This is a genomic window from Poseidonocella sp. HB161398 (assembly GCF_005870025.1).
GTDB lineage: Bacteria > Pseudomonadota > Alphaproteobacteria > Rhodobacterales > Rhodobacteraceae > Mangrovicoccus.
This window is the reverse complement of record NZ_VATA01000021.1, coordinates 104,306-117,160: the sequence shown is the minus strand read 5'-3', so window position 1 is coordinate 117,160 and position 12,855 is coordinate 104,306. Positions and strand designations below refer to the sequence as shown.

General features: G+C 68.7%; 13 protein-coding genes and 1 tRNA gene. 1 reads left to right on the top strand and 13 read right to left on the bottom strand.

The window, feature by feature from the left end:
- On the bottom strand, positions 1–340 hold a 340-nt coding region (locus FGX59_RS17750), incomplete at its 3' end, for a helix-turn-helix domain-containing protein (RefSeq protein ID WP_171060693.1).
- A 61-nt stretch (positions 341–401) separates the two neighbouring features.
- Here FGX59_RS17750 and FGX59_RS17745 point away from each other — a divergent pair.
- Positions 402–1,088 carry a site-specific integrase gene (locus tag FGX59_RS17745; RefSeq protein ID WP_138468474.1) on the top strand — a complete coding sequence of 229 codons (687 nt, stop codon included), beginning with the start codon at positions 402–404 and terminating at the stop codon, positions 1,086–1,088.
- An 81-nt stretch (positions 1,089–1,169) separates the two neighbouring features.
- Here the strand turns inward: FGX59_RS17745 and FGX59_RS17740 are convergent.
- The 12 genes from FGX59_RS17740 to FGX59_RS17685 form a co-directional block, all read right to left on the bottom strand.
- Positions 1,170–1,244, bottom strand: a tRNA-Val gene (locus FGX59_RS17740).
- Between the two features lie 129 nt (positions 1,245–1,373).
- Positions 1,374–2,783, bottom strand: coding sequence for a UDP-N-acetylmuramoyl-L-alanine--D-glutamate ligase (gene murD, locus FGX59_RS17735; RefSeq protein ID WP_138468473.1), 1,410 nt, complete (start codon positions 2,781–2,783; stop codon positions 1,374–1,376).
- Between the two features lie 40 nt (positions 2,784–2,823).
- Entirely contained in the window at positions 2,824–3,468 is a 645-nt protein-coding gene (locus tag FGX59_RS17730) for a hypothetical protein (protein ID WP_138468472.1), read from the bottom strand.
- A gap of 57 nt (positions 3,469–3,525) precedes the next feature.
- Positions 3,526–3,930 (bottom strand): hypothetical protein, encoded by a 405-nt coding sequence (locus FGX59_RS17725; protein ID WP_138468471.1) that lies wholly within the window; start codon positions 3,928–3,930, stop codon positions 3,526–3,528.
- Positions 3,931–3,937: 7 nt separating this feature from the next.
- On the bottom strand, positions 3,938–5,020 hold the full coding sequence (gene mraY / locus FGX59_RS17720) for a phospho-N-acetylmuramoyl-pentapeptide-transferase (protein WP_138468470.1): 1,083 nt from the start codon (positions 5,018–5,020) through the stop codon (positions 3,938–3,940).
- Between the two features lie 5 nt (positions 5,021–5,025).
- Positions 5,026–6,423 (bottom strand): UDP-N-acetylmuramoyl-tripeptide--D-alanyl-D-alanine ligase, encoded by a 1,398-nt coding sequence (gene murF, locus FGX59_RS17715; RefSeq protein WP_138468469.1) that lies wholly within the window; start codon positions 6,421–6,423, stop codon positions 5,026–5,028.
- The gene (locus FGX59_RS17710; RefSeq protein ID WP_138468468.1) at positions 6,420–7,913 is read right to left on the bottom strand and encodes a UDP-N-acetylmuramoyl-L-alanyl-D-glutamate--2,6-diaminopimelate ligase; all 1,494 of its coding nucleotides are present in this window, start codon (positions 7,911–7,913) and stop codon (positions 6,420–6,422) included. Before FGX59_RS17710 ends, murF begins: the two co-directional genes overlap by 4 nt.
- Before the next feature lie 9 nt (positions 7,914–7,922).
- Positions 7,923–9,743: a penicillin-binding protein 2 gene (locus FGX59_RS17705; protein WP_138468467.1), complete on the bottom strand. Its 1,821-nt coding sequence runs from the start codon at positions 9,741–9,743 to the stop codon at positions 7,923–7,925.
- Positions 9,740–10,093: a cell division protein FtsL gene (locus tag FGX59_RS17700; protein WP_138468466.1), complete on the bottom strand. Its 354-nt coding sequence runs from the start codon at positions 10,091–10,093 to the stop codon at positions 9,740–9,742. Before FGX59_RS17700 ends, FGX59_RS17705 begins: the two co-directional genes overlap by 4 nt.
- Entirely contained in the window at positions 10,090–11,076 is a 987-nt protein-coding gene (rsmH, locus tag FGX59_RS17695) for a 16S rRNA (cytosine(1402)-N(4))-methyltransferase RsmH (RefSeq protein ID WP_138468465.1), read from the bottom strand. Before rsmH ends, FGX59_RS17700 begins: the two co-directional genes overlap by 4 nt.
- Before the next feature lie 3 nt (positions 11,077–11,079).
- Positions 11,080–11,586 (bottom strand): division/cell wall cluster transcriptional repressor MraZ, encoded by a 507-nt coding sequence (locus FGX59_RS17690; RefSeq protein ID WP_240722532.1) that lies wholly within the window; start codon positions 11,584–11,586, stop codon positions 11,080–11,082.
- Positions 11,587–12,474: 888 nt separating this feature from the next.
- A complete protein-coding gene (locus FGX59_RS17685) occupies positions 12,475–12,852 on the bottom strand; it encodes a response regulator (protein WP_171060692.1) in 378 nt (125 codons plus the stop codon).
- Positions 12,853–12,855: the final 3 nt, after the last annotated feature.

The following is a 12,855-nucleotide window of genomic DNA, read 5'->3' as shown; positions in this document are numbered from 1 at the left end:
TCGACCAGTGTGTCGCGTCCCGGGGCGTGCTTTCCAGCGTCCTCTTGATGACCTCCGCCACCTGTTCGTCCGAAACCGTGCGTGGACGGCCTTCACGGTATTCATCGGAAAGCCCCTCGAGCCTCTGCTCCGCAAAGCGGCGGCGCCATTTGCCCACCGTGTGCTGGCTGTGGCCGAGTGAGGCGGCGATCTCCTTGTTGGACATCCCTTCGGCGCATCGCAGGACGATGCGGCAGCGGTCCGAAAGTGATCGGGCCGCCTTGTGCCTGCGAAGCTGGGATTCGAGGAATGAGCGTTCCTCGTCGCTGAGATCAATTGGAACAGCAACACGGCCACCCATCACATCCTCCCGTATCAGGCAGAATAATGATACAAACTTTAGTTCCAGGTGACTAGTCACGATGGCCGACCGGCCAGGCGCTCGCAAGAACGTAGTCGGCGCGGTCCGAGCGATGTATCGCTGGGCGGTCGAGCGGGAGATCGTGAAGGACAACCCGGCCGCCGACATTCCGATGACCTACCAGAGCCGCGGCGGCGCGAAGCCCTGGAGCGTCGGAGACCTGAAGCAATTCCGCCAGCGCCACCCGTTCGGCAGCGACGCACACATGGCGCTCACGCTATTCATGTTCACGGCGGCGCGGGTCTCGGATGCGATCGCGCTCGGCCGAGCAAACGAGATTCAGCGCGACGGCCTGACCTGGCTTCAGTGGCAGCCCGGTAAGAAGGGATCGAGCAAGGTCACGATCCCGGTCCTGCCGCCACTCCTGCGCGCGATTCGCGCCCGCGAGGTCGAGCACCTATCGGGCTCCTATCTACTCACGGCGCACGGCCGCCCGTGGCGCAGCTCGGACAGCTTCCGCAATTGCTTCAAGCGCTGGTGCGTTGAGGCCGGACTGCCCGACCGGAGCCCGCACGGGATCCGGAAAGCGGCCGGCCACTTACTCGCCGAGGCAGGCGCCACGCAGCACCAGATCATGGCGGTACATGGCCATTCGCAGGCGCAGACGAGCGAGGTCTACACGCGCGACGTTCAGCGATCGAAGCTCGCGGAATCGGCTGTGGCGCTACTGGCTGGAATGGAGTGGTGATGCCATTGTGTCCCACGCCATCCAGCAGAGCCGAAATGTGGGACATGTCGGCATTGATTTTACTGCGCTTTAGGGAGGCGGTGGTGGGTGATAAGAGATTCGAACTCCTGACATCTTCGATGTGAACGAAGCGCTCTACCACTGAGCTAATCACCCGGTGGAGCGCTCTTTAAAGAGATGCTCCGGGGGCCGCAAGAGCGTTTCCGAAAAAAAATCGGATTCCTCTGCGGCAGGCCGGACGCGCCTTCGGGCGGGCCCGGCCAGGGGCGCGGAAAGGGGCGCCGATCAGTCCCCGAGACCCAGCCGGCGGCGCACGATGCGGGTGAAATCCTCGCCCCGCTTCTCGAAATTCGGATACTGGTCGAAGCTCGCCGCCGCCGGGGCCAGCAGCACGGTTTCGCCCTCGCCCGCCTCGGCCATGGCCATGGCCACTGCCTGCTCCATCGTCTCGCTGATCTCGTGGTCGAGCCCGCCGAGCTGCAGCGCGAAATCCCGGGCCGAATGGCCGATCAGATAGGCCTTCACCACCGCGCCCAGATGCGGCTCCAGCGCGGCGATGCCGCCGTCCTTGCCCAGCCCGCCCGCGATCCAGCGGATCTTCGGGAAGGCCTGCAGCGCCTGCGCCGCGCTGTCGACATTGGTCGCCTTCGAATCGTTCACATAGGTGACGCCGGCCGCCTCGGCGATGATCTGGCTGCGGTGCGGAAGGCCCGCGAAGCTGCGGAAGCCCGCCTCGATGTCGCGCGGCGCCAGCCCCAGAGAGCGCAGCGCGGCATAGGCGGCGCAGGCATTCTGGTGGTTGTGCCGCCCCGGCAGGCCGCGGATGCCGCGCAGGTCGATCGAGCCCGCCTGCCGCCCCTTGCGGTATTCCGACAGGAAGCCCTTGCGGGCGAAGACGTTCCAGCCCGGCCCGTCGAGCTTCTGCGTGACGCTGACCCGGATCACCCGGTCGTCGGAGGGCGCCTCGGCCATCTGCCCCGCCAGGAACAGCCCCTCCTCCTCGTCGATGCCGATCACCGCGCGGTCGGGCCCGCCCTCGGCGAAGAGCCTGCGCTTGGCGGCGAAATAGCCGCCCATGCCGCCATGGCGGTCGAGATGGTCGGGCGAGAGATTGGTGAAGACCGCCACGTCCGGGGTCAGCGCCCGCGCCAGGTCGGTCTGGTAGCTCGACAGCTCCAGCACCACGACTCCGCCATCGCCCGGCGGATCGATATCGAGCACGCCGCGGCCGATATTGCCGGCTAGCTGCGCCTCCTTCCCGGCCTCCTCCAGGCAGTGGTGGATCAGCGCGGTCGTCGTCGACTTGCCGTTCGAGCCGGTGATCGCCACCACTTTCGGCGGCACGTCGAAATCGGCCCATTCGGCGCCCGCGAAGGAGCGGAAGAAAAGCCCGATGTCATTGTCGACCGGCACGCCCTCTTCCAGCGCGGCGCGGATCACCGGGTGGGGATGGGGGTAGAGATGCGGGATGCCGGGCGAGACCACCAGGCGGTCGAGCCCGTGCATGGCGCCGGGCTTGGTCAGGTCGCGGATCTCGTGCCCCGCGGCTTCGGCCTTGGCACGGCCCTCCGGGCTGTCGTCCCAGCAGACCGGCTCGGCGCCGCCCGCCTCGAGCGCCGCCGCCGCCGACAGGCCGGAGCGTCCCAGCCCCAGAACCGCCACCCGCGCGCCTTGCATGCCTCGTACCGGGATCATCTCGTTACTCCGTTGCGTCTTTGCGTTGTCGCGGCCGGGCTCAGCCCGCCGCCATGTCGATTGCCCAGGCCGCGTCGAGAAGCGCGCGGCCATGCGCCTGCACCAGGCGGAACATCTCCGCCGCCGCGCCCTGCGCCGCCGCGTCGAGCCCGGGCCAGAGCGCGTCGAGCTCGCCGCAGAAGGCGCGCAGTGCCTCGCCCAGCCGCGGATCGCCGTAATGGCCGATCCAGCCCGCAGCCCAGTCCGGCGCGCCCGTCCGCGCGGCGTCCTGCGCGGCGGCCCAGCTGGCCAGGCTCCAGTCCGCGGCCAGGAGCGCCGCCAGCATCTGCGCGTAGCAGCCCGACTGACCGGCCAGGCCGAGCAGCGCCGCCCCGGTGCCGCAGGGCCCGGTCTCGGCCGCCCTGCCGCAGAGCCCGGCGGAAGAGCGGCACAGCCTCTGCCCCGCCGCCTCCATCTGCGCCAGGATCCGCGCCGCGCGCAAGCTTCCAGCCAGATCCGGCGCATGGGCCGCGGCCGCAGCCAGGAGCCGGACGAAAGCGTCGGTGCAGGCCTGGCCCTGCGCCAGGTACCAGGCCATCTTGCCGCGCGGCAGCCGGCCCGCGGCCAGCGCCTGCAGGAAGGCATGCCCCGTCACCGCCTCCCAGTCGTCGCGGCAGCTTTCCACCAGTCTCTCGCAGGGGCGCATCGGGTCCTTCCTCAAGCGCGTCGCTTCCGCGGCCCCGGCCCGGGCCGCCCATGGGCGTCAGAGCCGCCCGAACGTGTCGAAGACCAGCGCCGCGCCGGTCGCCCCGGCGAAGAGCAGGACGAATTCGAAGGGCATGATCAGCAGGACCAGCCCCAGCACCGTCAGCCGCTTGCGCAGGCCGTGCGGCCGCGGCGCGCCGATCTCCTCGTCGGGAAAGACCGCTGTCACCAGCCAGACGCAGCCCAGCGTGAAAAGGAAGAAGGCGCAGCCGAGAAACAGCGCCGAGGAGAGCCCCACGGGCAGGCTGAGAAAGCGCAGCGGCCCCTCGACATGGAAGAGCTTCCAGGCGACCGCCGCCAGCGACCCCGTCCCCGCCGCCAGGAAGCCCGAGCGCGACAGCGCGCCGGCCGCCTCGTCAAGCCGCTTGTGGCGGGGATTGATCGGGGTGGCGGGGACGCGCATCATCGGCTCAGCGCACTTTCAGCGTCGCCAGGCCGATCAGCGCCAGGATCAGCGAGATGATCCAGAAGCGGATCACGATCTGCGGCTCCTGCCAGCCCTTCTTCTCGAAATGGTGGTGGATCGGCGCCATCAGGAAGACCCGCTTGCCGGTGCGCTTGAAATAGCCGACCTGGATGATCACCGACAGCGCCTCGACCACGAAGAGCCCGCCGACGATGCCCAGCACGATCTCGTGCTTGGTCGCCACCGCGATCGCGCCGAGCGCGCCGCCGAGCGCCAGCGAGCCGGTATCGCCCATGAAGACCGCCGCGGGCGGCGCGTTGTACCACAGAAAGCCCAGCCCCCCGCCGATCAGCGCGGCGCAGAAGATCAGAAGCTCGCCCGTGCCGTCGACATAGTGCACGTCGAGATAGCTGGAGAAGTCCGCGCGGCCGACCACATAGGCGATGATCCCCAGTGTCGCGGCGGCGATCATCACCGGCATGACCGCCAGCCCGTCCAGCCCGTCGGTCAGGTTCACCGCATTGGCGGCGCCGACGATGACGAGCATCGAGAACGGGATGTAGAACCAGCCGAGGTGCAGAAGGAAGGTCTTGAAGATCGGGAAGGCGAGGTTGCCGGTCAGCTCGGGCGGGTGCACCGCCATCATCCAGGCCGAGGCCACCCCGGCGATCAGGAAGCCGAGCCCCAGCCGCACCTTGCCCGAGACGCCCGAGACGTTCTGCTTGGAGACCTTGGCATAGTCGTCGGCGAAGCCGATCAGGCCGAAGCCCGCGGTCACCATCAGGCACATCCAGACGAAGGAATTGTCGAGCCGCGCCCAGAGCAGGGTCGAGACCATCAGCGCGCCGAGGATCAGCACCCCGCCCATGGTCGGCGTGCCCGCCTTGGAGAAATGCGTCTCGGGCCCGTCGGTGCGGATCGGCTGACCCTTGCCCTGGGTGCGGCGCAGCAGGTTGATCAGCGGCCGCCCGAAGAGGAAGCCGAAGACCAGCGCCGTGGCGAAGGCCATGCCCGCGCGGAAGGTGATGTAGCGAAAGAGGTTGAAGACATCGCCGCCATCCGAGAGCGCCGCCAGCCAGTAGAACATTTCCGTCAGGTTCCTTGCTTGGCCGCCTCGCGGAGCGCGGTGACGACCTGAGAGACTTTCGATCCGAGCGACCCCTTGGCCAGCACCACGTCATGGGCGCGCAGCATCCCCGGAAGCGCCCGCGCCGCCTCGGCGGCCGTGGCGAAACGGCCCAGCCGCTTCTCCGCGGGCAGAGCGGCGTCGAGCTCGGCCATCAGCGGACCGACGGCGATCACCCCGTCGATCGCCGAAAGCGCGTTGTGCCCCGCCAGCGCGGCATGGATCGCGCGCGCCTCGGGGCCGAGCTCCAGCATGTCGCCCAGCACGGCGATCCGGCGGCCGCCGGGGCCCCCGGGCTGGGTCGCGGCCAGCACCTCGAAGGCGGCGCCGACCGAGGTGGGATTGGCGTTGTAGGCATCGTCGAGCAGCGTCACCGCCCCCTGCTCCAGCAGGACGGTCTCGGTGGTGCCGCGCCCCGCGGGCGGCGTCCAGTCCGCCAGGTCGCGCGCCGCCTGGCCCAGGTCCAGCCCCAGCATCTTCACCGCCGCCAGCACGGCGACCGCGTTCATCGCGAAATGGCGCCCCGGCGTCGACAGCCGCGTCTCGTAGCGCACGCCCTCGATCTCGGCGGCCAGCTCGGTGCCACCGGCGACCAGCCGGGTCTCGGCCAGCCGCGCCCGCGTGCCCTCATGGCCGAAAAGCACCGGATCGCCCCCGGCCTCGATCGCCACCTTCTGCAGCAGCGCCGTCGTCTCCAGGTCGCCATTGATGATCGCCGCGCCGCCGAGCCGGAGCCCGGTGAAGATCGCCGCCTTCTCGCGAGCGATGCCATCGACGCTGTCGAAGGCCTCCAGATGCACGGCCGCCACGGTGGTGATGACCGCCATGTCGAGATCGGCGAGCGTCGCCAGCGGGCCGATCTCGCCGGGATGGTTCATGCCGATCTCGATCACCGCGAAATCGGCGTCCCGCGGCATCCGCGCCAGCGTCAGCGGCACGCCCCAGTGGTTGTTGAAGCTCTTCTCGGCGGCATGGACGCGGCCCTGGCGCGACAGCACATGGCGCAGCATCTCCTTGGTGGAGGTCTTGCCGACCGAGCCGGTCACGCCGATCACCTTCGCCCGGGTCCGCGCCCGCGCGGCCTTGGCCAGCGCCTCGAGCGCGGGCAGCACCTCGGGCACGACCAGCAGCGGCGCGTCCGCGGCCACGCCCTCGGGACGGCGCGAGACCAGCGCCGCGGCGGCACCCTTCTCCAGCGCCTGGGCGACGAAGTCATGGCCGTCGCGCTGGTCCTTCAGCGCGATGAACATCTCGCCGGGGCGGATCGAGCGGGTGTCGATCGACAGGCCGGTCACGGCAAAGGGGATGTCGGCGGTGCCGCCGGTGGCGGCGGCCGCCTCTTCGGACGTCCAGAGCGGGGTCACGGCTGCTTTCCCTCCAGCGCGGAGACCGCCACGCTTGCCTGTTCTGCATCGTCGAAGGGATAGACCGTGTCGCCCACGGTCTGGCCGGTCTCGTGGCCCTTCCCCGCGATCAGCAGCGCGTCGCCCGGCCCCAGCGCGTCGACGCCGCGCAGGATCGCCTCGGCCCGGTCGCCGATATTGAGCGCGCCCGGACAGCCCGCCATCACCATGGCGCGGATCGCCGCCGGGTCCTCGCTGCGCGGATTGTCGTCGGTGACGATCACCTGGTCGGCATATTGCGCCGCCGCCTCGCCCATCAGCGGGCGCTTGGTCATGTCGCGGTCGCCGCCCGCGCCCAGCACCACGACGAGATTGCCCAGCACATGCGGGCGCAGCGCACGGAGCGCCGTCGCCACCGCGTCGGGTGTATGGGCGAAATCGACGAAGACCGTGCCGCCATTGCCGCGGGTGGCGACATGCTGCATCCGCCCGCGCACGGTCCTGAGCCGCGGCAGCACCTCGAAGACCTCGCCGGGCTCCTCGCCCGCGGCGATGGCGAGCCCGGCCGCGCAGAGCACGTTGAGCGCCTGGAAGCCGCCGATCAGCGACAGCCGCGTCTGGTAGGGCTGGCCCTGCCAGTTGAAGCGCAGATCCTGGCCCGAGCCGTCATAGCGCTGGCCGGTGATGCGCAGCTCGGCCGCCTCGGAATGGCCGACGCCGATCACCTCCTGGCCGCGGCTCTCGGCCAGCTCGGCGATGTCGAGCCCGCGCGGATCGTCGAGATTGACCACCGCCACGCCGTCATCGCCCAGAAGCCGCGCGAAAAGCCCGGCCTTGGCCTCGAAATAGGCCTCGAACGTATGGTGGTAGTCTAGGTGGTCCTGGGTGAAATTCGTGAAGGCCCCCGCCGCCAGGGACACGCCGTCCAGCCGGCGCTGGTCCAGCCCGTGCGACGACGCCTCCATCGCCAGATGCGTCACCCCCTCGGCCGCCATCGCGGCGAGATGCTTGTGCAGCGTCAGCGCGTCGGGCGTGGTGTGGTGGAGCGGCGCGGCATAGCCCCCCTCGATCCCGGTAGTGCCCAGATTGACCGCCTTGCGGCCGAGCGCCTCCCAGATCTGGCGGGTGAAGGTCGCGACCGAGGTCTTGCCGTTGGTGCCGGTGACGGCCACGGCGGTCTCGGGCTGGGCGCCGTACCAGAGCGCGGCCGCTGCCGAGAGCGCCTCGCGCGCATCCTCGGTGACGATCAGCGCGGCGCCCGAGCCGATCAGCGCGCCGGTGGCCAGCTTGGCGCCCTCGGGATCGGTCAGGATCGCCGCCGCCCCCTGCTCCAGTGCGGCGGGCACGAAGGCCGCGCCATGGATCTTCGAGCCCGGCAGAGCGGCGAAGAGGTTGCCCTCGCCGACCCGGCGGCTGTCCAGCGCGATCCCGGTGATTCGCGCCTCGCGCCCGGCCTTGGCGTGCAAGCCGAGCTCTGCCAGTGACTTAACCTGGGCGGTGTTCGCGGTCATGGCGGCCCCTCAATGGCTGTTGCGGGCTTCTCGTATCCCACTAGGCGCAGGCTCTTCAATTGCGGGCCGCATGTCCAGCAGCGGTGCGACGCGGCGGATCAGTTCGGCGGCCACCGGCACCACCGTCCAGCCCGCGGTCCGCCGTTCCATCCCCGCCGCGAAGACCGAGGCCTCGTCCAGCGTGGTGATGACCACGTATTTCGGATCGTAATAGGGGAAGATCGAGGCGAAGGTGACCATGTTGCGGTCCTTGTAGTAGCCGCCGCCCGGCTTCGGCTTGTCGGCCGTGCCGGTCTTGCCCGCGACGTAGTAGCCCGGCACGTCGCCCATCGAGGCGGTGCCGTCGGTGACCACGAGGCGCAGCATCTCGCGTGCCTGGCGCGAGGTCTGCTCGGAGACGACCCGCTCGCCCTCGGGGACAATGCCCTGGTGCTTCAAGATCGTCGGCGTCACCTTGTGCCCGCCATTGAGCAGCGAGGCATAGCCCGCCGCCAGGTGCATCGGGCTCGAGGACATGCCGTGGCCGAAGGAGATCGTCATCCCCGCCAGGTCGCCCCAGACCTTGGGCAGCAGCGGCCGGCCGGTCGGCGCCTCGACCAGCTCCAGTGGCGTCGGCTCGAAGAAGCCGAACTTGCCCAGGAATTCCTTCTGCCGGGTCGGGCCGATCATCTGGGCGATATGGGCGGTGCCGACGTTGGACGACACCTCGATCACCCCGCGCACGGTCTTGGTCGGCCCGTAATTGTGGAAATCGCCGATCTTGAAGCGGCCGTAGACCAGCGGGCTCTCGGTATCGATCAGCGTGTCGGGCGTGACGAGGCCCAGATCCAATGCATTGGAGACGGCGAAGATCTTGAAGACCGAGCCCAGCTCGTAGACGCCCAGCACCGCGCGGTTGAAGAGCGGGCTTTCCGACGGATCGCCCTTCAGCGCCGGGCGCGGCCGCCGGTTCGGGTCGAAATCGGGCAGCGAGACCATGGTCAGGACCTCGCCGGTATGGATGTCCATGATGATGGCGCTGCCGCCCTTGGCATTGTAGAGGTCGATCCCCCCCTGCAGCACCTTGCGCGTCGCCGCCTGCAGCGACAGGTCGATCGACAGCTGCAGCGGCTCGCCGACCTTCGCCGGATCGCGCAGCCGCGCATCCATCGCCTTCTCGACCCCGGCGACGCCGATCACCTCGGCCGCGCGCACGCCCTCGTCGCCGAAGCTCGCCCCGCCCAGCACATGGGCGGCGAGATGGCCGTTCGGATAGAGCCGCATGTCGCGGGTGGCAAAGAGCAGCCCCGGATCGCCGATGTCATGCACCGCCTGCACTTCCTCGGGCGAGAGGGTACGGCGCAGCCAGACGAATTTGCGGCCCTTCTGGCTCAGCCGCGCCAAGAGCGCGTCATGGTCGAGATCGGGGAAGATCCTGACCAGCTCGTCCACCGCATAGGGGATGTCGATCATGTCCTGCGGGTGGGCATAGAGCGCCTGGGTATGCAGGTTGGTGGCCAGCACCCGGCCCTTGCGGTCGACGATATCGGCCCGTGCGCTGGTGATGGTCGAGCCGAAGAGCGACACCCGGGGCTCTTCGGGCACCGAGGTGGCAAGCTGCCCCATGCGCATGCCGACCGTGCCGAAGACCGCCAGGAAGAACAGGCCCAGCACGATCAGCCGGCCCTCGGCGCGGGCCATCAGCTTCTCTCGGATCGTCTCGTGGCGGCGGATGCGGTTCGCCCGCTCGATCAGGTCGGGATTCTCGCCGCGGTCGCGCGCGCGCAGCACCGGCGCCAGCGGGCGCAGCGGGCGGCGCGGCTGTTCGCCGTCTCCGGTCGGCTCGGTCATGGCCGTTCCTCCGTCGTTGCGCCATCGGACAGCGCCCCTGCGGGCGCCGAGGACAGGTAGGGCCGCGTCGGATAGGCGACCTGGTCGAGCACGCCGAACCGGTCCGGCGCCATGTCGCTGAGCTGCAGCGCCGCGCCATTGGCCTCCACCAGCAGCCGCAGCCGCTCGGGGCGGTTCAGCCAGGCCCATTCGGCGCGCAGCATGGTCAGCTCGTCGCGCAGCCGCATGATCTCGTGCTGCGTCGCGCCGACCTGGTCCATCGCGTCGCGGGTGCGGTAGTTCTCCTGGTAGGCCCAGAAGCCGAGGCCGAGAACGGCCAGTCCGAGCAGGAAACCGATCAGCGTCTTCATGTGAAATCCTCGGGCAGGATGCGGGGCGGCAGGCCCAGCTGGGCGCGATCGAGCGGCCAGAGCGGGCCCCCGGTGCGCCGCGCGAGCCTCAGCTTGGCCGAGCGCGCGCGCGGATTGGCGTCGATTTCGTCCTGGTCGGGCGCAATGGCGCGGTTGGGCGACGGCACGAGGACCGCCTCGCGCGTCTTCTGCGCCGGGGCGTAGCGACTGCCGCCGCCGCCCGAACGGGCCGAACGCGCCTGGATGAACCGCTTGACCACGCGGTCCTCCATCGAATGGAAGGTGACGACCGCCAGCCAGCCGCCGGGGGCAAGTGCCCGTTCGGCCGCCTCGAGCGCGGTGGCGAGCTCGCCGAATTCGTCATTCACCGCGATCCGGAGCGCCTGGAAGCTGCGCGTCGCCGGATGGCTCTGGCCCGGCTTCGGCCGCGGCAGGCAGGACTCGACGATCTTGGCGAGCTGCCCGGTGGTCTCGATGGGCGCCTCCTTGCGCGCTGCGCCGATCGCGCGGGCGATCCGGCGCGAGGCGCGCTCCTCTCCATAGTGATAGAGAATGTCGGCCAGCACCTCCTCGGAGGCCCGGTTGACGAGATCGGCCGCAGAGACGCCGTCCTGGCTCATCCGCATGTCGAGGGGCCCGTCGCGCAGGAAGGAGAAGCCGCGCTCGGCCAGGTCGAGCTGCATCGAGCTGACGCCGAGATCGAGCGTGATCCCGTCGAGCGGCTCGGGATCGGCCGTGTCGAGCGTCGAGAAGGTGGCATGGACCAGGCTCAGACGGTCGCCATAGGCCGCGGCCCACTCCGCCGCCATCTCCAGCGCCAGCGGATCGCGGTCGACCGCAGTGACATGGGCGGCCCCGGCATCGAGCAGGCGGCGGGTATAGCCCCCTGCCCCCAGCGTGCCGTCGAGCCAGCGGCCCGTGACGGGAGAGACCGCTTCGATGATCTTGCCGATCAGGACCGGGACATGGGGCGCTTCTTCCATTCCTCAGCCTCCGGTCAGCAGGTCGAGCAGGTCGTTCATGTCCATGTCGGGCTCGAATTCTTCCAGGTCTTCGAGATCGACCGAGCCGACCTCCTCGTCATAGGCCGAGGCCTTCCAGATCTGGAAGGTGTCGCCCGTCCCGGCGAAGGTCAGGTCGTCGCTCTCGGCCAGGCCCAGGCGCTCGCGCAGATCTTTCGGCAGCACGATCCGGCCGGTCGAGTCGACCCGCATGTCTGTAGTCTCGGTGACGTAGAGCTGGGTCATCGCCCGCTTCGCCTTGCCCGAGGGCAGCGTGGCGATCTTCGCCTCGACGCGGTCCATCGCGTCCTGGCTGTAGCCTTCCAGGAACTTGCGGTCCCTGGTGCCGTGCACGATGATGAGGTTGGGGTCTTCGCCGGGGCTGCGTTCGGGATCGCCGCTTTCCAGCACCTTGCGGAAGGCAGACGGGATCGAGACACGGCCTTTCGTGTCGATCTTCTGCTTCTTCACACCGCGGAAGGTGCCCTGCACGATCGCTATCCCCTGGCCGTCCACCTAAATGAAAGTGGCGGACCGGGCCGCTGCCACAGCCTGATCCGCCACCTGTGCCTCTTGGTCGATCTTCTGCGCGGTCAAATCTGGGGGACACGCCCGCGCGAAGATTTCTTACCGGAGAGATGCTTGCCTGTATGAGCCTGCTTGTTTTTTTATGTCTCCGTTGAGTTCAAGGGATAGTATGGGATTTCATGGAACTCAAGCGGAATTTACACAACTCGATAAGAAAAATGCCCTGCCCTATGGAACCAGTAAAGGAATAAAGGGGAAAACGCAGCCCTGTTGCGGCTTCGCAGTCACGATTCCGGGGCAGACTCCGGGCCTGGAGCCGGGCTTCCGAAGGGAATTCATGGAATCGACCCCGGAATCAGCCGGAATCCGCGAGGTTCCATGAATTCCCCGGAACTTTCCCGTCCGGACCCCGCCACGGGGATCCCGAACCGGGCTGCGACCTTGGTCGTAGGCAGTTCCGCGATTTTGCACCTGCAGCGTAAACAGTCCCGCCGCAAGTCCCGGAACTCGCCCCGGAAACCTCGATAATAACCAAATATAAGAAGAAAACTACATGTTCATGCCGATGCTGCATGGCAGCATTGAAACTTTCCCTATTGTGCAAGCGCAGAAAAATGCTACATTGAACTCATCGGAAGCGACATGGTCCAGCGCCTCGCGGCAGCGGCCCCGGCTTCCGGAAGAATTCGGATCAGGAAGCCCCTCCTCCTCCCTGGGCTTTCTGTTTTTAGCGGCGGCACCCTCCTCCTCCCTGGTGTCGCCGCTTTTTTTATGTCCGGATGCCAGGCACGTGCCGGAATGCGGCCGCGGGGCCCGCCCCGCAGCTCACGTTCGCTCACGAAACCTCACGGATCAGGCCGGAGACGCCCCCGAAGACGGGTCGATATGGCCGCAGACCGCCAGCAGATGCTCGATATCGACGGGCTTGCGGAGGACCGAGACGACGGCGGGCGACAGGCCCATCAGGCTGGAATGGGAAAGCCCGGCACTTCCCGCCACCACGACCATCTTGCAGCCCGGATTGCCGAAGGTCGCCAGCGAGGCGACCGCGCGCCCCGAGGCCGCGCCGAGATAGGCATCGAGCAGGATGAGGTCGAACCCGCCGGTCATCAGCGCCTTGCGCGCCGCCTGCGCCGTGCCTTCCGCGCGCACCTCATGGCGCTCCCCGCGGAAGGCCGCGCCCCAGAGGTCCCGCAGATTCGGATCGTCTTCGACTATGAGAATATTCATCCA

What these genes read in the sequence shown, in the direction of transcription:
- FGX59_RS17745 (WP_138468474.1), top strand. Translation starts at nt 402, where the DNA reads ATGGCCGACCGGCCAGGCGCTCGCAAGAACGTAGTCGGCGCGGTCCGA.
- murD (WP_138468473.1), bottom strand. Translation starts at nt 2,783, where the DNA reads ATGATCCCGGTACGAGGCATGCAAGGCGCGCGGGTGGCGGTTCTGGGG.
- FGX59_RS17730 (WP_138468472.1), bottom strand. Translation starts at nt 3,468, where the DNA reads ATGCGCCCCTGCGAGAGACTGGTGGAAAGCTGCCGCGACGACTGGGAG.
- FGX59_RS17725 (WP_138468471.1), bottom strand. Translation starts at nt 3,930, where the DNA reads ATGCGCGTCCCCGCCACCCCGATCAATCCCCGCCACAAGCGGCTTGAC.
- mraY (WP_138468470.1), bottom strand. Translation starts at nt 5,020, where the DNA reads ATGTTCTACTGGCTGGCGGCGCTCTCGGATGGCGGCGATGTCTTCAAC.
- FGX59_RS17710 (WP_138468468.1), bottom strand. Translation starts at nt 7,913, where the DNA reads ATGACCGCGAACACCGCCCAGGTTAAGTCACTGGCAGAGCTCGGCTTG.
- FGX59_RS17705 (WP_138468467.1), bottom strand. Translation starts at nt 9,743, where the DNA reads ATGACCGAGCCGACCGGAGACGGCGAACAGCCGCGCCGCCCGCTGCGC.
- FGX59_RS17700 (WP_138468466.1), bottom strand. Translation starts at nt 10,093, where the DNA reads ATGAAGACGCTGATCGGTTTCCTGCTCGGACTGGCCGTTCTCGGCCTC.
- rsmH (WP_138468465.1), bottom strand. Translation starts at nt 11,076, where the DNA reads ATGGAAGAAGCGCCCCATGTCCCGGTCCTGATCGGCAAGATCATCGAA.
- FGX59_RS17685 (WP_171060692.1), bottom strand. Translation starts at nt 12,852, where the DNA reads ATGAATATTCTCATAGTCGAAGACGATCCGAATCTGCGGGACCTCTGG.